The sequence below is a fragment of the Lysobacterales bacterium genome, from assembly GCA_014946745.1.
In the GTDB taxonomy this organism is placed as follows: domain Bacteria; phylum Pseudomonadota; class Gammaproteobacteria; order Xanthomonadales; family Xanthomonadaceae; genus Aquimonas.
This window is the reverse complement of record JADCRD010000003.1, coordinates 458,175-478,572: the sequence shown is the minus strand read 5'-3', so window position 1 is coordinate 478,572 and position 20,398 is coordinate 458,175. Positions and strand designations below refer to the sequence as shown.

Annotated in this window: 18 protein-coding genes and 1 pseudogene; 3 read left to right on the top strand and 16 right to left on the bottom strand. The window is 64.6% G+C overall.

What is annotated here, in order from left to right; all coding sequences use genetic code 11:
• Positions 1–12: 12 nt before the first annotated feature.
• From H4O13_17790 to H4O13_17730, 13 genes are all read right to left on the bottom strand, one after another.
• A complete protein-coding gene (locus tag H4O13_17790) occupies positions 13–927 on the bottom strand; it encodes a hypothetical protein (protein ID MBE5317249.1) in 915 nt (304 codons plus the stop codon).
• A 316-nt stretch (positions 928–1,243) separates the two neighbouring features.
• Complete coding sequence (locus H4O13_17785) at positions 1,244–1,849, bottom strand: hypothetical protein (GenBank protein ID MBE5317248.1); 606 nt, start codon at positions 1,847–1,849, stop codon at positions 1,244–1,246.
• 446 nt (positions 1,850–2,295) lie between these two features.
• Positions 2,296–2,712 carry a hypothetical protein gene (locus tag H4O13_17780; protein ID MBE5317247.1) on the bottom strand — a complete coding sequence of 139 codons (417 nt, stop codon included), beginning with the start codon at positions 2,710–2,712 and terminating at the stop codon, positions 2,296–2,298.
• A gap of 38 nt (positions 2,713–2,750) precedes the next feature.
• A complete protein-coding gene (locus H4O13_17775) occupies positions 2,751–3,179 on the bottom strand; it encodes a hypothetical protein (protein ID MBE5317246.1) in 429 nt (142 codons plus the stop codon).
• Between the two features lie 117 nt (positions 3,180–3,296).
• Positions 3,297–3,737, bottom strand: coding sequence for a hypothetical protein (locus tag H4O13_17770; protein MBE5317245.1), 441 nt, complete (start codon positions 3,735–3,737; stop codon positions 3,297–3,299).
• Positions 3,738–3,932: 195 nt separating this feature from the next.
• Complete coding sequence (locus H4O13_17765; GenBank protein ID MBE5317244.1) at positions 3,933–4,697, bottom strand: hypothetical protein; 765 nt, start codon at positions 4,695–4,697, stop codon at positions 3,933–3,935.
• A gap of 338 nt (positions 4,698–5,035) precedes the next feature.
• Entirely contained in the window at positions 5,036–5,680 is a 645-nt protein-coding gene (locus tag H4O13_17760) for a hypothetical protein (protein MBE5317243.1), read from the bottom strand.
• An 8-nt stretch (positions 5,681–5,688) separates the two neighbouring features.
• Complete coding sequence (locus tag H4O13_17755; protein MBE5317242.1) at positions 5,689–5,844, bottom strand: hypothetical protein; 156 nt, start codon at positions 5,842–5,844, stop codon at positions 5,689–5,691.
• Positions 5,841–6,839, bottom strand: a complete 999-nt coding sequence (locus H4O13_17750) for a hypothetical protein (GenBank protein MBE5317241.1) — start codon at positions 6,837–6,839, stop codon at positions 5,841–5,843. The genes H4O13_17755 and H4O13_17750 overlap by 4 nt, the downstream gene beginning before the upstream one ends.
• The gene (locus H4O13_17745; GenBank protein MBE5317240.1) at positions 6,826–7,293 is read right to left on the bottom strand and encodes a tetratricopeptide repeat protein; all 468 of its coding nucleotides are present in this window, start codon (positions 7,291–7,293) and stop codon (positions 6,826–6,828) included. Before H4O13_17745 ends, H4O13_17750 begins: the two co-directional genes overlap by 14 nt.
• Positions 7,244–7,957: a hypothetical protein gene (locus H4O13_17740; protein MBE5317239.1), complete on the bottom strand. Its 714-nt coding sequence runs from the start codon at positions 7,955–7,957 to the stop codon at positions 7,244–7,246. The genes H4O13_17745 and H4O13_17740 overlap by 50 nt, the downstream gene beginning before the upstream one ends.
• 793 nt (positions 7,958–8,750) lie before the next feature.
• Complete coding sequence (locus H4O13_17735; GenBank protein ID MBE5317238.1) at positions 8,751–10,223, bottom strand: hypothetical protein; 1,473 nt, start codon at positions 10,221–10,223, stop codon at positions 8,751–8,753.
• A gap of 183 nt (positions 10,224–10,406) precedes the next feature.
• On the bottom strand, positions 10,407–10,928 hold the full coding sequence (locus tag H4O13_17730; GenBank protein ID MBE5317237.1) for a hypothetical protein: 522 nt from the start codon (positions 10,926–10,928) through the stop codon (positions 10,407–10,409).
• Between the two features lie 78 nt (positions 10,929–11,006).
• Between H4O13_17730 and H4O13_17725 the strand changes: the two genes are divergently transcribed.
• The gene (locus tag H4O13_17725; protein ID MBE5317236.1) at positions 11,007–11,213 is read left to right on the top strand and encodes a hypothetical protein; all 207 of its coding nucleotides are present in this window, start codon (positions 11,007–11,009) and stop codon (positions 11,211–11,213) included.
• A gap of 206 nt (positions 11,214–11,419) precedes the next feature.
• A complete protein-coding gene (locus H4O13_17720) occupies positions 11,420–12,862 on the top strand; it encodes a hypothetical protein (protein ID MBE5317235.1) in 1,443 nt (480 codons plus the stop codon).
• Between the two features lie 235 nt (positions 12,863–13,097).
• Here H4O13_17720 and H4O13_17715 read toward each other — a convergent pair whose 3' ends face one another.
• Entirely contained in the window at positions 13,098–14,744 is a 1,647-nt protein-coding gene (locus H4O13_17715; GenBank protein MBE5317234.1) for an IS66 family transposase, read from the bottom strand.
• 142 nt (positions 14,745–14,886) lie between these two features.
• Between H4O13_17715 and H4O13_17710 the strand changes: the two genes are divergently transcribed.
• Positions 14,887–16,001 (top strand): IS3 family transposase gene (locus H4O13_17710; GenBank protein MBE5317233.1). Its coding sequence is split into 2 segments (ribosomal slippage): positions 14,887–15,139 and positions 15,139–16,001, totalling 1,116 coding nucleotides; the frame shifts between segments, so codons are not numbered across the junction.
• A gap of 1,453 nt (positions 16,002–17,454) precedes the next feature.
• Here H4O13_17710 and H4O13_17705 read toward each other — a convergent pair.
• Positions 17,455–18,969, bottom strand: a complete 1,515-nt coding sequence (locus H4O13_17705) for an AAA family ATPase (protein ID MBE5317232.1) — start codon at positions 18,967–18,969, stop codon at positions 17,455–17,457.
• A gap of 37 nt (positions 18,970–19,006) precedes the next feature.
• Positions 19,007–19,756: pseudogene (locus tag H4O13_17700) on the bottom strand (NrdJb).
• Positions 19,757–20,398 lie beyond the last annotated feature (642 nt).

Here is a 20,398-nt window from a genome sequence, read left to right as displayed (position 1 = left end):
CTTGGCCGTGGCTCAGGGCACGGCAGCCTTCTTCGCGGGCGGCAAGGCCTCGCGAATTCGATCGTTGAGCAGTGGCGCCATGCGCGCGAAGCCCGCCTCGTTGGGGTGGATCTCGTCGTACCAGAAGGCGTCGACATCGATACCGACCAGGGTGCTGAAGTCGGCGTAACTGAAGAGATCGGGAAAATCTGAGACGAGCCGATCCAGCACGAGGGTTCTGAAGCCGTCGAGCAGCAGCCGGCGCGCGAACACCCGCCCGGCGTCCTTGTCGGCCAGAACGTGCCGCATGACGCTCCACAGCCAGGGCCCAACGCTACCCTTCACGAAGGCCAATAGACCGATGTTGGCAACGCTCAGATCAGCCTCCTGGCCGATGCGCTTCAAGGGCGCATAGGTGTGCCCGATCACGCGGAAATCCGGACGCTTCGCCTGGACGCGCTGGGCCATCTGAAGCAGCGCCCGGTATCGCCCGAGGATGCCGCCGCCGTTCCCGTCGTCGAAGATTCCCGCATTCACCAGCACATCAAAAGCCTGGTCGGCGCTGATCTTGGCTGCGGCCGGCTTGTCGCTTGCCCATTTGGCGAAGACCCGCTTCAGACGTTCCGAAAGCGAGTCATTGCCGCCGGCGCTGAGGATCAGCGCATCGAAATCGTTGGCGAGCAGTCGCCCTTCCAGGCTGTCCAAGGCGGACTTGGCGAGCAGATCCGCGGCCAGGCCACCGGGCTTGCCGAGCACGATGCCCATACCGTCGATGGGCTTGGCGCTCTGTCGGGCGAGATTGCGATAGAGCGGCGTCGAGAACCAGGAGTCGCCCAGATACATCAGCATCGGGCGATGTTGCAGCAGTTCATGGATCGCCCGGCGCTGACGGCTGTTGGGGCTGCCCATGGCCTCGCGCCAGTCGATCCAGTGAGAGATCAGCTCCATGTCGATACACCTCCGAGTCACGGCCACGCCGAGGCTCGAGCACCGCCCTCCGAAGTGTCCACGCGCGGCGCGGACACCCGGCAAATGCTCGTCTACGCCCCATCGCGCGGCTCTGCCGCCGCGCCCCGGCCAAAGAGTGTCGCCAGCGCGCGAAACGTCTCACTTTGCTTGGCGAGATGACTCCCGGAGCCCGAGCACCCGCGGCGCCACAACAGACGGATACGCCACCGACAGCGGATCGGCGAACGCGGAGAGGCGAGGATGGGTAGAAATCAAGCCGCGCAACGACTTCACCTCGGCTGCGCCGCCAGCTGCACTACGGCAGAGGCTCGACGCGCACCGTGCCGGTCGGCGAGCGGTGCAGGCGGATCGATGTTCCCGGCGTCGGGCTCGCGATCGGCGTTTGGCCAATCATGGTGACCATGACCGAGGGATCCGTCTTCGCCACCGGCGCTTCGGACTCGAAGGGCGCAGTCAGCACGACGAGGTAGCGGGCTTCATCATCCACCGCGAAGAAGCCAAACAGGTGCGCATTCTGGTCGCCAAACAGATTGCCATCGTCGAAGCGCAGGGACAGCGCTCCGCGGGCCACTTCGCGGTGCTCGGCGTCGAGGATCAGCAGCACAGGATCGAGGTACTGACCGATCCACATACCGTTGAAATAGGTCTTGACCCGAAATCGCCGCAGGCCAGTCCCAGGCAGCTCAAAGGCCTTGAAGTAGCTGCGCCCGGAATCGAAATCGAACACTGACGCGTGCACTTCCAGTTTGAACTTGCTGCCTTTTGCAGGCAGCGGCTCGAATTCGAACTCGCTGATCGAGGTGCAGCAGGGGCGCGCCTGTTCCAAGGAAGCGAATTGCTTGTCCACGGTGGTGGCGCAGCCGGCGAGAAGGACACAGCACATCCAAGCTATGGAACGCATGGCGATCATGAAGGTTCTTTGGGGAAATTTGCCTGCAGATGATCAACCAGTGCCAGACACGAAGTCCACCCGGTCCTGCGCGGGCGCAGCCTGCGAGTCAGTCCGCCCGCGCGCTCCGAACGAGGGGTGCAAACACAAGTTCACTTCGGGGTGTAGAGCCATGACGAATCGCCGGAGCGCAAAGGCAGAGCTTCGACCTTAGCGCGTTCGCCGCTCTTGTCGAGCACTTCCGCCCAGCGCGACCGTGTCCGTGCCGCGGGAGTGCTGCCGCCCCCCTTCCCTTCAGCACCAGTCGTCGCCAAAGCGTTGGGCAGGGAAAGCAAGCATGCGCATGCTCGGCGCAGTGCGGTGCAGAGCGCGGCCGAGGCGAAGCCTAGTGATTGCGAGTGTCGCCGCTCGCATCCGCGCTGCTCCCAGTGGCCCGTGGCACGCACTCCGCGCACGGATCAGCTCGCCTCGCTCTTCCAAGTGTCTGCACGCTCTACGCCGCCGATAAACAGTACCGCTGCGAGTGCCGCCGGCCCTGCACCGAAAATCATCATCATCACTACGTACGTCAGGCCGAGCCAAAGGACACCAGACGACACGCCCGAGGCCGGCGGCGCGAGCACAAGAGCAAGCGAAGGCACCGCCAGCACCGCCACCAGCAGGCTGAGGCCCGCCATGCAGAAAGCCGGCCACTTCCGGCGCGCGATCTCTCGCCCTGCCCAGTCGCAGAGCAAGGCGCCGGTGAGCAAACAGGACACGACGAAGCTTGCGACGGTCAGGAGAATCTCTCCAGAAGCTGAGGGATTCACGATCGACATCAGCAGGGCCGGAACGCCCAGAAAGATGCCGCAGATCCAAGCGTAGGCAGCGAGCATCGCTCGCAGGTAGGACCGGTCAGAGGTCGCCGATCGATTCACCGGCACTTCTCATACCCCTCCTTGATCCACCGCTCGACCGCCTTCGCGCGGCGCTCGTAGCCGCTGCGGGAGTACAGCACTTCGACGCCGGTCCGCGCCGAATCAATCTGCCGAAGATCCATCAGCAGCCACGTCTGTGGGCCCAGCGCGCCGTGCAGGGTCACGTCGATCTGCGCGCGGCCCGCGGCGGCATCGAGCTGCAGGCTCGCCTGCGTCTGCGAGGTCTGTACGCCGCTGGGCATGTAGGTGCCGCCGCTGTAGCAGTGGCGGGCTTGCGCGTGGATCGCGTTGGCCACGTCCGTCAGCGCGCCTTCGACTTCAAACGTATGCACGCCTGCGGGCTTCTCGCGCAGCGCGGCGGTGCCGCCCATGCAGCCGGCGAGCGTCAAGGTCAGGACAAGCGCGAGAGCACTACGGTTGATCATGTGAGCCTCTGGAGTGTGGGCGTGCTTGCGCAGCACAGAAGGAAACTGCGATGGATCGAATGCCTGCCGGCCAGCCGCGTCGGGCGCGAATCCCGGCGGGCCACCGGTGAACGTGGCTTACTCCGCCGCGCCCGGCTTGCGCCGCCCATGCCAGCGCAGGCCGAGCGAGGGCGAGTTGTCGTCGTCGCTCCAGACGCCGGTGAAGGCGCTGAAGTCGGTGCTGAACTCCAGGTCGAGTTGGCCGGTTCCCCAGCTGTCCCGCCAGCCGCAGCGGAACTCCTGGGCCTTGAGTCGCTTGCAGTCGACCAGCACACCCTCTTCGCTGCCGTCGCCGAAGTCGATTCGATAGACGCCGTCGCGCCCGTCGCGGGTCTCGCCGTAGAACTCGGTGACCGAGGCATACATACCGTCGGACCAGATTTCGCCGTGGTATTCGCCGCGGGGGACGCCATCGACATCCGGCGCGCGGTCCGGCGCGGCAGCAGCGCTGGCTGCGCTCGCGAAGGCCAGCGCGGCGAGGCAGATTGCTTCCACGAATCGACGCTTGACCCTGTTCATTCGAAGCTCCAGTACGCGCATGTGCCGATGCCTGCACGATTCAGCGCCAGCGACGAGGATCTCTTCAAGCCGGCAAACCCGTTCAGGCGCGCACAGCGGCTGGCACAAGCAGCCCTGTCCCAAGGCCAGCACGGCGCAAGGGTCGAGGCGACATCCAGTGGGCGAATGGCACACAGGCCTTGACCCTCGTCGGTGCTACCGGGTCGCCGATGCAGGCGCGGCCGCCGGCGCATCGCCGTGCGTCTGCGGCGGCACCCGCCGGAACGTGGCGAGGTCGATACGTTCGCCGTCCTCGACCACGCGCAGCCGCCCGTCGATCTCGCGGCCATCGCTGGACTGGAACATGCCGGTGGCGTAGCGCTCCAGGCAGCCGGCGTAGTCCGGCTCGCGCTTGCGGCACAGCACATGCGTCAGCCAAGGCCCGAGCAGGGGCATCACCTGCATGGCCACCAGATCGCCATAGGTGCCGACCATGGCGGTGCCGAAGGCCGACGAGAACTCGATACCGTCCACCAGGTCACGCGGCACTTCGGCCATGTTCTGCTGCGAATAGATGCCGGTGACGCCGGCCGTTCGCACCGCCGTGCGGCCCGCGCTGGTGAGCACGTAGGCCTCCCGGTCCAGCGCCGGGCGCTGGCCGGGGCCCGCCGCAGCCCTGGCGTAGCTCTGATAGTCGACGTCATCCGCATCCAGCGCCTGCAGCGCCATGACGTGACCCACCACGATCACCCGAGGCCCGGGCACCGGCTGCAGCAGGGTCGTTGCCGGTGTGTCGACCCGCCCGCCGGGCTCGACCCATGCGCCGACAGGCAGGTTGCGGGCATTGAAGTCCGTAAGCTCCGCCGCGCTCGGGCCGCTGCGCGTGAGGCGGATGCCCTGGGGCGTAACGCACGCGCTGAGGCTGGCGGCGAGGACGGCAGCAACGAGAAGTCGGCTGTAGATGCGCAAGGGAAATGGCATGGCAGAGGCACAGTGCGTAGGAAAGAGTCGGGGCGAAGGATGGCCCGTGGCGTGGAGTGTGCCAAGCGGTTTACGTGGATTGCGCGGTCAGCATGTGCGGCAGCTTGCGCCGCCCGCATGAGCCCGCGATTCGCTGCATGCCGTCCCTCAACCCACCACCGCCACCATCCGCCCAGCAAACTCCCGAAACAGCGCCTTCAAACTCGTCGCCTCCGACAGCGCGCGATGTTCGCGGCTGTCGCGCTTCGTGGGCTCCAGCGCGGCAGCTATGCAGGACTGCCGCTGGGCCAGCCGCTCGCAGAGGATAGGGAGGCGCTGGGCGCGCCTGCCGCTCCAACTCAGATATCGGCCTTTGGAAGCGACTCGCCTTGAGCCGTGGGCTCGTCATGCAGCGCCTTCGATTCATCGAACCAGCGCTTCAGCACGTTCAGGACCGGGTAGTTCACTTCCTTGTCCATGTTGGACCAGTTGATGCGGAGGCGATGCACATCCAGCAGCACGTCGGCCCGCGCGGGATCGGTCACACGCAGTCGGGTCTCGAACCAGGCACCGCCAGCGTGCAGTTGCACGGCGTCGACGATGATGAAGGGCCCGACCGCATCGTTGATCTTCGAAAGGGCTACGGGGTCGGTGGCATTGCCCACCGTGTCGCGAAGCGGCGAGTCGATGACCATGCGCATGAACTCGTCCCGCGACATGATCTCGGTGATCCCAAGCTCACGCAGGGCCTTGAACACAAACTCGTTGTACGGCTCCGTGTTGAGCCCGCCGGAGGCCGTACGCAGCAGCACGAATCGAATGCGCTGAACCACCGGGCTGGGCTGGTAGGTCTTGATCTCCTCCGGCTTGACCTCGACGGTCGTGGGCAACAGGCCGGTCTCTGCATCGGGCTTGGCGACTTGGTACACCGGTACGCAGCCCGCCAATACGAAAAGGCCAGCGATGAGGGTGAAGCGGCCAAGGACAGAGATTCGATTCGGCATGGGATTCCTCACAGGTCGTGACTCAGGCTCGAGGGGACACGCAGATAACGGCAGAATGCCGTGGGCCGCGACAAATCAGCAGGGCAGGAACCGATCGTCGGGCCGGTGTGCTTGATGGTGATCCTCCTGCCGTCGTGCTCGCCCGGCTCAATGCTGTCAGTCATGGCGACAGCAGGCTCCTTCGCAGTTCACGCGCAGCTTCGTCACCCGCGTTTTCGGCGACTTGCAGCAAGCGGAGCGCAGTCGCCCGGTCTTCAGCCTTTCCCGACTCCAGGCGCATCAGCGCGGCGTTGTAGGCGGCGATCGGATGATGGGGTGCAATCAGCTCGAACTCGGCGAGTGCGCGCTCGGGACAGAGCCCGTGGACGTCCCAACCTACCGCCGCGTGAAGCAACAAGCCGTACTCGTTGGCTTCGCGCAAGCGCTCGCTGTAGAACATCATTTCGCCGAACGCGAGCGAAGTCAGCACCGGCTGGTCAGGCGCCACCCGGTAGCCGCCGCCGGTATGCCAGCCGCTGAAAGCCTGCTGCGTTGTCCGTACGCGCCCATCCGGTTCCAGCCACATGAAGCCATCCAGACCCCGAACCGGAAACCCGTCCAGTGCATCCGACACCTGCCGCGCAAGCGATCGCACATGCGCCTCGGGGGCGACACCTGACCAACTGGCGTACAGCACTACTTCGCGCACTTCAGGCTTGAGGCTCTTTCGCAGCCCCGTCGTCAAGGCTTCGATGGTAAGGATGCGGCCATCCCCGCTGTAGAAGCGCCAAGGGCTTGATGCCACGAGCACACTGAACTCATGGGGCGGACTATCGATGTGCTCGGCATACGCATTCACCGCATCGCGGCCGTACCGGCAGCCCTCACCGTTTTCGGGGCAGGTCGGCACGGCCAGCATGCCCTCGAGGCGCAGGCCGTGACTGCAGCTGCCGCCTGAAGAGGTCGTTGTTCCATCGGAAGAGAAGCCTGCATCGTCCGACCGCTCGATCGTCTGCTCAGGTGCAGCACTCGCTGCAAGGCGTGTCTCGGTGCGCGCGCAGGCCGCCAGCAAAAGCACGCACAGCAGGCTGAGCGACCGCACGAAAGCGGATGGAACGGCCCCGCGCACGAGGGAGGACAGGAGGTCCGGAGACCCGTACCAACGGCTAGGATCGTGCATGGAGGAAGATTCTTGAGTACAGGATTTCGCGAGTCTCTCGCATTGAACAAACCAAATTCGATGCAAGCCCCTGTCGCGCTAGGGCCAACTGCTGCGCCGCCAGAGGATAGCGCTCGAGCGCGAGCGCGCGCTCAAGCGCGTGGATAGCCTCTCCATAGCGCTTCATACGAAGCAGGGCAGCACCGAGGTTTCCGTGTGCATGGGCCGCGCTGGGGTCGATGTCGATGATGCGGCACAGCTTCGCAAGCTCCCTCTCCGGTGTGCCGTGCAGGCGCTCGAGTCGCACGCGCTGCCGCAGCACCGAGATCCTCGCGGCCTTCGTGTCGGCCCACCGCTCAGCCTCGTCAAGCGGCGTCTTCGCGCGCTGTGGATCCTTCATCCGCTCGGCCGCTGCTGCCATCGCCTCATCGACGCGGCTGCGGATCCAGCGCCTGCACCAGACGGCCAGCAGCATGATCGAACATGGGCTGTAGCGCCGCCTCGACCTTGGGGATCGTCGCCGCATCGAGCTCTGTGGCCTCGATCGGGGTGTACTCGCGCACACCGGCCGCGCCTACGACAGCGAGGGTATCGGCCTGCAGCCCATAGCTCCAAAGGAACGCGTAGGCATGCGGCAGGTCATCGCCCAGCACTCGCCGGGTGTAGAGGCCATGACCCTCAACGATCACCGTGGACTGGCCGATCGGATCCTGCCACGCCGACGACTCGACCACCCAAAGCACATCCAGCCCACGCGACTGCATCAGCTCGCGCAGCGCGGGCTCATACTCCTCTCGCACTCGATGTGTGTCCCACGGCATGTAGATGAGGCTCTTCTCGGCCTCAGCAAGTTCGCGCGGCAGCTCAACGGGCACCAGCTCCACACCGCGCGCCTGCAGCGCCTCGCCGAGCCTCTGCGCCAGATACTCCGGCGCGCGCAGCTGCTGCGGCTCCGCCCGCTTGGCCTCGTTGCCGAACATCGTCACGCCGACATGGCTGTGCGTGAGCTGGGGCTGGACGAGATTGACCAGGCCGACGCGATTCGCCATGACCGGGCCGGTCGGCACAGGGCTGGTGGTGGCGCAGGCCGCGAGTGCGAGCAGGCTGAGGACGAGAAGGCCGCGGGCGAAGAAGCGCATGGCGTCATGGGCTCGGGAAGCGAGGTCAAGGGGCAAGCGCGGGTGAAGGGCACGCAGAAGATCCACTCGTAGAACGGGGTGGAGATCGATCAGACACCGGACTTGGCAGAGGGGCTGCGCCACCTTGCGCGGTCCGATCCAAGCGCTGGCCCGATTGGGAAAGGGCCCGCATGAGAGATGCAGCTCCACCGCGCGCACGGCCTCGCGCAGATCGCCGAGCGCGGACTCCGGCGAGCCGCCCCCGGAACGTCAGCTCTGCAGCAGACGCGCACCGCCAGCAGCAGGAAGTCGCCGCCGCCGAACGAAGGCTCCAGCAGGCGCAGTCGATGCAGGGCGCAGTCGGCGGCGTAGCCGCAGAGATCAAGCATGGCCGCCGCGACCTCGGGCCGGGTGAACACCGCCGCGCGCTCGACTTCGCTTTCGGCCGCGAGCGATTCCTGCGCGGCGGAGACGTCCGGCGCGCGGAAGGCGGGACCTAGGCAGTCGCAGAGGGAGGGCATGCGGCGGGGGTGGCGGGCGAGGAGAGATCAGGCAAGCGGGGAAGAGATCGGCAGGCATTGCGATGCGAAAGAACAAGCCCCTGCTACGAAGTTAGACCTGACCCCTTAACCCGGATCTGACCCCTTAACCCTGACCCCTTCACCCGACCCTCGGTACGCGCTGTGTGGCCGCAGCGTCGCTGGACACGGCCCTGCGCAGCATCACCGCAGACCCGCTGCGCAGTCAGAACGCTTGATCTGCCCCCGAATGGCGCGCTGACCGCGGCGGCGGCCGATCGTCGAAGTCGGCGGTGTCAGGGCGAAACGGTGACCACGGTTGTGGCCTCGAAACCGTTCTGGAACACGTTCGGGCTCGAAAGCAGCCACGGCGACATCCAGGCGAAGTCCTTGTCGAGGCGCGAGTAGTAGTCACGATTGCCGGCGTTGCCCAGGTTGCCGGTGTTCGCGCAGCTGGCGGCGCCGCCGAACAGCCCACCACGCAATTCGTAGGCTCCGGTCGCCGCAATCGTGAAGAGCCCGGAGCCGCTGCTGCCGCCCTCCGTGGTGCCACTCAGCCAGCCCACCTCATGGTTGTCCGCATCTTCCGACAGCTTCTGGCCGGTCGAGACCATGCGGGCATCCCCCGAAGGATGGTGAATGGCGGTAACGGCGCTGCTGCTGGCCAGGGGCTGGGCGTTCCAGCCTGCGAAGAACGCGATCGTGGGCGCAGTCTGGTTCAAGCGGAGCAGCATGCCGTCCGTGCGATGGTCCGAGCCGAGGTAGGTGGCGCCACCCGCAAGCTGGGTTTGCGGTGCCGAGACGAGGCCATTGCAGGTGGTGGCTTCGTAGTTCCAGAAGGTGTTGAGCGTGTTGGCCACCGTCTGCATCTGCGTCGCGTTGGGCGGCACGCTGGTGTTCGAAGAGAAGCAGTGGTTAGCGCTGTGAAACAGCGGCACCTGGCTGGCCGGGTCGTTGTCGGCCACCAGCGTGCCCGTGCAGATGTAGGTGCTTCCGCTCACCACGAAACGCATGTGGGCGACAGCGTGGCGCGCGTTGGCGAAGTGCGGGCCCAGCTCGTTCAGGCGACAGACCACGTCGACGTTACAGGCGCCGGACTCGCCGATCTTCTGCGGCAGGCGATACGGTGTCCGGCTGTCGACGATCTGGTGGCTCAAGCGCGGCAGCGAGAGCGCGGCCGGCGCTTCGGCCCCGGCGGGAATGGTCACCTCGACGCGCTGCACCTCGCCATCGGTGCTGGGCGTCCAGTAGAGGCCGTCATCGCCCAGCAGGCGCTGCGCCTCGGCCACTGTGGTACGAGCCAGCGGCCGCTCCGGGCTGCGCGAGCCGCCAAAGCGCAGCTCGATCGCCGGGTGCAAGCCTGCAACGTCCAGCCCCACGCGCAGCGCAGCGGCACCGATCGAGCGCACCTCCACTTGCGCCACGCGCTCGCCGCCGGCCGCCTTCGTCCACTGCGCCGACAGCGCCACGCCGTCTGGCGCAAGCGCGCGCGCCAGGCCGATCTGCACACGCTTGAACGCGCCATCGGCATTGCGCTGATGCAGGGCCTGCACTTCGTCCGGTCGCGGCGCCTCACGGGTGACACGCGCCGCCTTGGCGAGGGCCGCTCCCGCCGGCACGCGCCAGAACTCCGCTGGCGACGGCTGCGTCCTGGCGAACTCGCCCGATGCATGACGCACCGCGCTCGAATCGACAGGGCCGGCTGCGAAGCCCGCGACCGGGAGACAGGCAATCAGCCCGAAGGCGGCGAAGCGTGTGGCATGGCGCATGGGTCGACTGGCTCCAATGGCTGCGGTGCGGCGTAGCAGGACTTTACCGGTGGCCTATGGCGCGCGCATCTCAGCCTGAGAGTGAGGCCCGCCTCAGTTCACCCTTGCAAGTGCAGGCTCCGGGAACGCAGGAGCGCGGGGAAGAGACACCCAAGCGCAGCCAGCCCGCGGGCTGGGGAGAGGCTACGAGGATCGGCCTGAAGCCGGCGACCTGGTCGTTGCCCGTTGCGCGCTTCGGTTCCTTCCGGGCACACGACCTCCGCACTCGAGACGCCCTTCGATCCACCCTTCAACAGTCGGCGCAAACCCGCGGTAGTTGTCTGAGTAGACGGTCTGCGCCTCCTCGATCGTCACAAAACTCAGGCGCTCTGTCGAAGCCGTCACCCGCACTGTGAGGAAGGCGCTAGCGAACCCCGGTTTGGATGCCTTGGGGGCAATTCGAAGTGAGGTGCCGCCAACTCCGACGTCGTATCTGCGGACCTCGATCGAGACACCCGCGAGCGCACGCTTCTCGTTCCAACAGGCCTTGGCCGCGCGCTCGACACGATCAAAGACGTCGGCAGCCGGAACAAGGAATTTTCGCTCCAAGACCGCCGTCGAGCGGTACGTTTCATACGCCGCACAGCCCGGCAGTGCGGAAGCAGCCGCTGCCAGGACCGAGATGTAGAACAGCTTGTGAGTCAGCTGGAAGGAGGCGCTTGCCATGAACACAGGTCCAATCTCATGTCGCAATGAAGAAGCGTGCTCGTCAACCCCGCCCCGAGCACGTGCTTGGAGCGCCGCATGGGCGCATCCCGCTCAAGCAACGCGAGCCTCCTTGCCAGCGCGGCAGAGGCGCGCAGCCAGATCGGAACGATCCAGCGGGAAGCGATGCGCGGGGATGCGCTGCTGCGGCAGATAGGGCGGGTTGCCGACCACCACATCAAACTCGGCGGGCAGCGCCACCAGCAGGAAGTCGTCGCAGACCAGCCAGGCCGCGCGCACGGCTGAGGAAAAAGGTCAGCGTCAGTTTTCGTGCTCTGGAAAACGAACCCGACAGCCGCTTTCGGCACCCGCTCATCCGCCCCAGAAAGCGAACCTGCCCCCCTTACCTGGCGATGGTCAGCGTATCCAGCAAGCGCGCGGGGCGAGGACAACCCTGTCCGAATCTCGCACTGGTCACCGTAACCGGAGGGACCTTCCCAAGAGCGAACCCCATGTCTTCACGCCTGAAGCTGCATTGCCTCGCCCTGATGGCACTCACGTGCGCGGCGCACAGCGCGGATGCCGCGACCTACACCGTGACCAACCTCAACGACAGCGGCAGCGGCAGCCTGCGCGACCAGATCGCGCTCGCCAACATCACCCCCAGCCCGCCCCACCAGATCGTGTTTGCGCCTGCCCTGAGCGGGGGCATCATCGAGCTGCTGCAGCCGCTGCCCACCATCACCGCAGGGGCCTTGACCATCGACGCCAGCGCCGCGCCGGGGTTGTCGGTCGAGCCCATCAACCCCTTGAATTCGTTCCGCCTGCTGACTGTCGGAAGCACGGTGCAGGCGCTGACCCTGAGAGGCTTCACGCTGTCCTCCGGGCGCGCCGAGAACACCGGCAGCGGCGGCGGATGTCTGGACGGCAGCAACGCCGACACGCTGACCAGCCGGCTGACGCTCGATCGCATGCGCTTCCGCCAGTGCGTGTCGGTGTACGCCGGTTTCTCCCGCGGCGGTGCGGTGCACTGGAATGGCGTCAGCGTGGACATCGCCGACAGCGACTTCATCGGCAACGGCGCCATCTCGAACGGTTCGGTCAACCAGTCCCAAGCCTCCGGCGGTGCGGTGTACGGCCGCGTCGTGAACGTCGAAGGCACCCGCTTCGAGCTCAACCAGGTTTCGGGACGCACGGGTTTCGGCGGCGCGGTGCTTGCCCTCAGTGGCGTCAGCGTCAGCGACTCGGTGTTTCTGGACAATCGCGCCGACAGCACGGTGGCCGGCGGGTCTGCAGGGGCCGGCCTGATGGCCGACTGCTCAGTCCAGTGCGCGCTCAACTTCGAACGCAGCAGCTTCGTGCGCAACGTCGCCGGCACCGGCGCAGGCCTGTTCCTGCGCACCGCCACGAACGCCCTCTCGGTGGCGCGAATGGACAACCTCAGCTTCGAGGGCAACGCAGCCAGCGGCACCAGCACCACGGACGCGGGCGCGATCGAACTGTTCCGCACCCTGCTCGACGCGCGTCACCTGAGCTTCCAGAGCAACAGCGGGCCGGTGTCCAACCTGACGGCTGCCAACAGCAGCGTCGTGCGAGAGCTGTACAACACGGTGCTGGGCCGAGGCACCGGCATCGGCTGCTTTCTGACCGCGCTCGTCCAGCAGGCACAGGCGAACATCGCCGTGGACACCAACTGCGGCAACGTCATCCCCGGCGCATCGATCATCCCGACGCTGGCGAACGGCAGCATTGACGTCAACAGCCCGATGCCGGTGATTCGTTATGCCGCCAACTCACCCACGGTCGACAGCGGCAACGCCGCGTCCTGCGTGGCCACCGACGCCGTGGGCACGCTGCGCCCGCAGGACGGCAACGACGATGGCAACGCCGCCTGCGACATCGGTGCGCATGAACGGCTCGGCGACAGGCTGTTTCGTGACGGGTTCGAGAGCTGAGTCCGGAACGCGCGCGGCGCACCACAGGCAGGCGTGTAGGTGACGCAGGCCTGTCGGTGTTGGGACGTGCGGGAGCTGGCGAGATGCACCCGAACCCAGGTGGCAGAGCAGGCGCTCGGAACGTACAGGTGCGGGCGCTGCGCACGCAGTGTCCCGCTTGACGTGGGCGCGTACGCGTTGTTCGGTAAGCGTCCGGCGACGACACCTACCGCTGGACCTCACCCTGTGCTGAGCCTCAGCCGCCGAGCGCTGCCCAGCCCTCAATCGGCAGCAGGCTGTCGATATCTCGATTGCGGGTGGTCGGCAGGCGGGTGAGTACGTCGGTGAGCCAGGCCTGCGGGCACACGCCGTTGGCCTTGGCGGTGGCGACGAGGCTCATGATCGCGGCGGCGCGTGGGCCGGCGTTCGTGCCGCCGATGAACAGCCAGTTCTTGCGCCCGAGCGTGATCGGGCGAATAGCGCTCGGCTGCTTCGCAGCAACGTTCGCTACGCTCACTACGCCTTCGCTTCGCTCGGTCTCGATCGGGTTGTTGTCGATCGGTCGACCGCTGTCCTCGAGGTAGCGCAGCAACGCGGGCCAGCGGCCGAGCGCGTGATTCACCGCCTTGGCCAGGCCGCTGTTCTTCAGTGCCTTGAGGCCCAGTGTTTGCAGCCAGGCGTGCAGCTCAGTCAGCCGCGGCGTGGCCTGCTGCTGGCGATGGGCGCGCAGCGCCTCCCCGTGGAGTCCTTGGTCCTTGGCCTCGGCTTCGATGCGGTACAGCACGCCGATGCGTTCGACGGCCTCCTGCGCCAGGGGGCTGCCGCTGGCCTGGACGACCTCGACAAACGTGCGCCGCACATGCACCCAGCAGGCGAGCTCGGTGACGCCCTCGCGGAACAGCGCCTTGTAGCCGGCGTAGTCGTCGACCATGAGCGCACCGCGCCAGTCCCCGAGGAACTCGCGTGCGTGCTTGCCGCTGCGGCTGTCGGCGTAGTCGAACACCACGATCGGTGGCCCGGCGGTACTTCGGTAAGCGAACAGATAGCTCTGCTGGGTCTTGCCGTTGCCCGGATCCAGCGTATCGACCGGGGTCTCATCAGCATGCAGGCAGGCCTGCTCTCGCAGCTTCTCGCGCAAGCGATCCGCGAGCGGCTGCAGGGCGACAGCGCAGGCGCCGACCCAGTCGGCGAGCGTGCTGCGCGGCAGCTCGACGCCGGCGCGGGCGTAGATCGCCTGCTGCCGATACAGCGGCAGGTGGTCGGTGTACTTGGCCAGCAGCACCTGCGCCAGCAGCGAGGGCGCGGGCAGGCCGCGGTCGATGACGGACGGTGCCACCGGCTCGGCGACGACGGTCTCGCAGGCCCGGCAGGCGTACTGCGGATGGACGTGGCGCTCGACGTGGAACTTGCCCGGCGTGTAAGCCAGTTTCTCGCTGACGTGCTCGCCGATCTTGACCAGGGCGGCGGCGCAGGTGACGCAGGTGCAGCCCGTCGCGGGCTCGTGCACGGTGGTGATGCGCGGCAGCTCCGGCGGCAGCGCCTGGCGCTTGGGTGTGGCCTTGGCGGGGCGTGCGATCGGGGCGTCGGCGGGCGATGCCGCGTCCGCGCCGCTCGCACTCTGGGCGTTCTCCAGCGCCTGCTCGGCAGCCGCGACCTCCTCGGCGACGGTCTCTTCGAACAGGCCACGCTGCAGGGCGCTGAGCGCTTCGGTCCTGGCGCCGAACTGGATGCGCTTCAGGCGCGCCACCTCGTGGCTGAGGTGCTGGACCGTGAGGTCGAGATTCTGGAGCTGCCGCTGCTGGGAGGCGATGCGCTGGTCGCGCTCGGTCAGTGCAGCGGTGCGCTCGGCAAGTTCATGCGTCTGAGACTCGATGCAGCGGTCGCGCTCGGCGATCCGCTGCAGCTGCGAATCCACCATCGCCAGCGCCGCTGCGCGCAGCGCTTCGATGTCGGTGATGGCGGCAAGCTGCTCGCGTAAGCTCCCCGGTACTGCGGACACAGGTTTCTAGAACTTTCTGGCAAGGTTTCCCAGCCAGGAGGTTCAGATGCGCAAGTCAAAGTTCAGCGAGACGCAGATCGTCTCGATCCTCAAGCAGGCCGATGCGGGTATGCCGGTCAAGGACGTTTGCCGGCAGGCCGGGATCAGTGTGGCGACGTACTACCAGTGGAAGTCGAAGTTCGGTGGCATGGAAGCCTCGGAGCTCAAGCGCGTGCGCGAGCTCGAGGAGGAAAACAGCCGCCTCAAGCGCCTGTACGCCGACCTCGCGCTGGAGAACTCGGCGATGAAGGACCTGATCGCAAAAAAGTTGTAGCGCCGGCGCAGAAGCGCGAGGCGGTGCGTTTCCTCTCGGAAGCCCATCGCCTGCCGCTGCGTCGGTCCTGCGCCTGCATCGGGCTGTCGCGCTCGGCCTGGTACGCCCCGCCACTGGACTGGACGGTGCGCGATGCCGAACTGATCGCAGCGCTTTCAGAGGCTGTGCGCGAGCGGCCGAGCCGAGGTTTCTGGAAGTGCTCGGACCTGCTGCGGCGCCGGCGTCCCGACTGGAATCCCAAGCGCATCTATCGCGTGTACAAGGCCATGAAGCTCAATCTGCGCCGCCCCGCCAAGCGTCGTCTGCCCAAACGCGAGCGCGTACCGCTGTATGTGCCGCGACTGCCCGACAGCGTGTGGTCGGCGGACTTCATGAGCGACGCGCTCGCCTGCGGCCGACGCTTCCGCACCTTCAACGTGATCGACGACTTCAACCGCGAGGCGCTGCACATCGAGGTCGACACCTCGATCAACGCGCAGCGCCTGATCGGCGTCTTCGAGCGCCTGCAGCGCGAGCGTGGGCTGCCGCAGGTGCTGCGCACCGACAACGGCCCTGAGTTTCTCGGCGAAGCATTCGTGGCTTGGGCGAAGTCCCAAGGTATGGCCATCCAGTACATCCAGCCCGGCAAGCCCAATCAAAACGCCTACATCGAGCGCTTCAACCGGACATTCCGCGAGGAGGTCCTGGACCCGCACCTGTTCTCTCGCTTGGACGACGTCCGCGAGGCGGCGTGGTGGTGGATGCTCGACTACAACGAGGAACGACCCCATGACGCCCTCGACGGGATGACACCCGCCGAGCGCAAAGCCCAAGCAGCCGAAGGTTCTAGGAATTCCTTGTCCGCTTGACGGGAGAGCTTACGCGGCCACTTGCGCTGCGAAAGCTGTCGCCCTGCCCAGTCGCAGAGCAAGGCGCCGGCCAGCATGCAAGGCACAACGAAACTCGCCACGCTGGCGAAGATCCCAAGTGCGACTGAGGGGTTCGCGAGGGACATCAGCAAGGCCGGAATGCCGATGAAGATTCCGCAGATCCAGCCGTAGGCGGCAAGCATCGGGCGAAGGTGCACGGGTGCCGAAGTGCTCACTTCTCGAACGCCTTCAGAACAAGCAGGGGGTCAGGGTATCTTTTCATGCCTTGGAAAGTGAACCTGACCCCATTCTTCGGACCCCATTCTTCGCATCCGTACCACAAAGTGAACCTGACCCCGTTCTTTTCGCAGCATTGAAATCGCAAAACTACAATCCATTCGATTCGAACCGGCATGCTCCGGCCTGGGTGACCTCTCCAGATCCTCCAAGAGTAGAGAACTCGCACAGCTTTATGTGCTGGAGCAGTCCGAAAGAAGGTGCTCGACTGGAATCGACTACCAGATGTACTGACAACAGCTCGCCTCGGGAAAGCGCATCAACTGCGTCAGAGCATTGGACATATCTTGGCGGACCGAGTGTTGCGAAAGTCACCGACACCTGCTCGAACTCGTCGCACGACGCTTCAAGCTGTCTAGGCACATCTATCGAACCGACGCAGGATTGGCAGTAAAACAAGACTAGCCGTAAGGACCAAAGAGACCCCAAGGTGAAGAGAGAGGTCACGACCATCCGCTTTAGCATCCATTGCACTCCTCATCCCGATGCCGCCTAGCCGAAAAGTGCTTCAATAACGGCGCGCGGAACGGGTCAGTGAAAATCACATGCTCATGGAAAATTAACCTGACCCTTTTCTTCCTCTTTTGGTACCCGCTTATCCGTACCACAAAGTGAACCTTACCCCCTTACCGAAGAAGATGGGCCGGAGCCTCGCCCCGTCATGTCGCTGGACCCGACTCTGATCTCGCGAACGCGCTGTAAGCCAACCCGGGGATGGAACCCCAATCCAAGAACAATGGGAGAAACCAGTAGACCCCAAATTGCTCGGAGGGCAGAGCGATTAAACCAACGGCACCCGAGAGACCACCAAGAAGAGGGATCCAGTTAGATGCCTGCTTCTTCTTCACAATGCCCTGGAAAAAGACACCCCAGTTGAGAAACGAGATCCAGGCCGAGAAGATCAAAAAAGCCAGCCCAAGCAGCCAATAGAATGCGTCCGTCAAATAAGTTCTCCTTGGCTCCAGTCAAGACACAAGAGGCAGATTGAGTTTCTAGCTCGTGAAAAGTGAACCTGACCCTGTTTTCCAAGTCAAGACTGGAAAGATAGTCCCGATCTTGGGTTCTCCAGCAGGAGTGTTGAGAGACCTATTTACACGGGAAACTCGATAGTGACGCCGCGATTGCATTCCAACTTAAATCCATCATTTCTCTTCCATCAAAGGCCCAGCTTTTGCTTTTGGCTTAAAAGCCACGTTCGTAGGACCCTCGTATACCGTCCCCAGGTTACTGAAAGTCGCGCGAGGTCGACTACGGCAGCAATTACTACGTCTCTGTTATCCCCTGTCACGTCCACGATATGATCCACAAAGTCGTGCCTATTCAAGACGTTGGTGATCGTGCAGGCAATATCGCAGATCGGAGCGAGGTTGCACGGAACTGCTTCAGCTGCAAGATTTTTCACCATCTTGTGGAGTGCTTGCTCTGGACACATGCGTTGGCTCTTTGAGCCGCCTACGAACGGTGGCGCGAAGGTCCGGATCCGTTTTGCAAGCCACCTTCGATCCGCGATGTGCTTCGGGGTGTCGCCTGTCCACACAGCCTTCAGTCTGGCTCTACGACTTTCCGCATTAGCACAAACATCTCCGTCAAGAACGGCCAAGAAACTCTCGTCCTTCGGATTCGAGGCATGAATTCCAGCAACTACGGCGGCAGCATTCGAGGCCGAGCCGAATCGGCCTATATTCACATGTTTTCGGATAGACAGTTCCTGCGCGACACCAGAGACTATCCTCTCACCGACGTCATCCTCAACATAAACTGAAATGGGCCTGCTTTGGGCGCCTGTAATATGCCGCAAGGCCTCATGGGAATACCCCCTCCAACTCAGCGTCCGACTTGCGGCCCTATGAATAAAATGAATATCGACATTTTCATAAATTCGCCCAACAGGTGGAAAGTGCGTCGTAAAGATGAGCTGCTTACTGTTCTTTTCGCAGTGCTCCGTCAGCACCTTGAAGAGGCGGTGCAGCGCATCTTGATGCAAGAACAGGTCAATCTCATCAACCAAGACAAGTCCGTACTTTGGCGCGGCAAAGACCGCCTCAAGAATCCGGAAAACTCTTTGCTCTCCCGAGCTCATTGAGAGCCCCGAGTAGGTTACACCCCGGGCAGGAACCGCAATTGAGTTTCGCGCTCGATAACTGTAAACCACCCCAAAGTAATCACTGTAGTCCTCGTTCAGCACGCCACCAGCACGCTTAAGAACCTCAGTGTCAACTGACGCCTTTCGCGGGCTTTTTGTGTAGTGAATCATGGAGTTAAGGGCAACAGACTCCACATCTGGGACCGACTCTGCGATTCCAACCAACTTCACGTACCTACTGGGGCGATTTCCATATCTTGGCGACCAGCGGTCAGTGTCTTTTCGATACTCCTGACGCAGGTTGCTATAGGTTTCCGACCCAACTCTCCCGCCGTAAACGATAGAGAAATTGCTGTCCTTCCAGAGAGCGTCCGAGTTCGGCTTGAAGAACATTGGGAACCTGTAGTCCCCACCGCCAGAAACTGGCGCAAAGGCACAAGCCAACGCATGAAGAACCGTCGTCTTTCCACTCCGATTGCTTCCCATTACTCCAGTCAGCGCGCTTGCGTTGAAATCCAGCGAGAGCCCCCTGATGTTTTTTAGCTCACCGATTTCAACTCTGTGCAACCTTGGCTGATCCAAAAGCATGATGCCCCTCAACAAGGCAGCCGCAACTAGTTATCCCTCACCCACACTTCGAATACCCACAATTCAGACAAGTTTGACACCCGTCCATCACCACCATCGCCTGGGTGTTGCACTTGTGGCACAGGGTCGCGCCGGGCGGGAAGGTGGCGGCGTCGCTCTTCGCTTCCCCACTCGCCGCGCCCTCTACTGCCGGGCTTACCTCAGCGTTTTTTTTTGACTGGGCCTCAAAGGCGGCGCGCTTTTCGGCGATCAGGGCGCGCTGGTGTTCGTCCAGCTCGGGGTCGACGATCAGGCCGATCGTCTTCAGGTGGTCTTCGACCACGGCGCCGATCTCGGCAACGATGCTGGGCATGTACACGCCGCCGGCCTTGAAGTAGCCGCCGCGGGGGTCGAACACGGCTTTCAGCTCTTCGACTAGGAAGGTGACGTCGCCGCCCTTGCGGAACACGGCGCTCATGATGCGGGTGATGGCCACGACCCACTGGAAGTGGTCCATGTTCTTCGAGTTGATGAAGATCTCGAAGGGGCGGCGCGATTCGTGGGCGGTGCCCTGGTTCAGCACGATGTCGTTGATGGTGACGTACAGGGCGTGCTCGAAGAGGGGCGATTTGATCTTGTAGGTGGAGCCGACCAGCACTTCGGGGCGCTCGATCTGCTCGTGCATCTGGATTGACTTCGGCGCTTTGGCGCACGGGGTTCGGCCGGGGCGGGCGCGGCGGCGGCGGCAGGGGGGCGGAGCGGTGGCCTTGTCTCGGGCCTTGAGGACAGCGTAGCCCTTGAATTTTTTTGGTGATTTTGACGGCCATGGGGGGCTCCTTCGCGGGGTGTGGGGCGGCGCTTTTGCGCCTGCTGGTTTGGGTGTTCGGGTTGGGCTGGGGGTGAGGCGGGTTTGCCCCTCTCCCCAACCCTCTCCCTCCGCGGGGAGAGGGCTTGAAGCTTGGGTGTTGCGGGGTGGTGGGTGAGGTGGGGTTTGCCCCCTCTCCCCAACCCCTCTCCCTCCAGGGAGAGGGGCTTTGGAGCTTGGGTGTCGCGGGTTGGGGGTGCTGGGGTTGCTACCCCTCTCCCCAACCCCTCTCCCGCTAGGGCAGAGGGGCTTTGAAGCTTGGGTGTTGCGGGTTGGGGGGTGCTGAGGTTGCTGCCCCTCACCCCAACCCCTCTCCCGTGGGGAGAGGGGCTTTGGAGCTTGGGTGTCGCGATTCTTTGGGGTGAGGCGGGGGTTGGCCCCCTCTCCCCAACCCCTCTCCCGCTAGGGGAGAGGGGCGTTGAAGCGTGGGTGTCGCGGGTTTGGGGTGCTGGGGTTGCTACCCCTCCCCCAACCCCTCTCCCGTGGGAGAGGGGCTTGGAGTTTGGGTGTCGCGGGTTTTCGGGTGCTGGGCTTGCGGCCCCTCACCTCTACCCCTTTCCTTCGCTTCGCTGGGGCTCGTCGGGT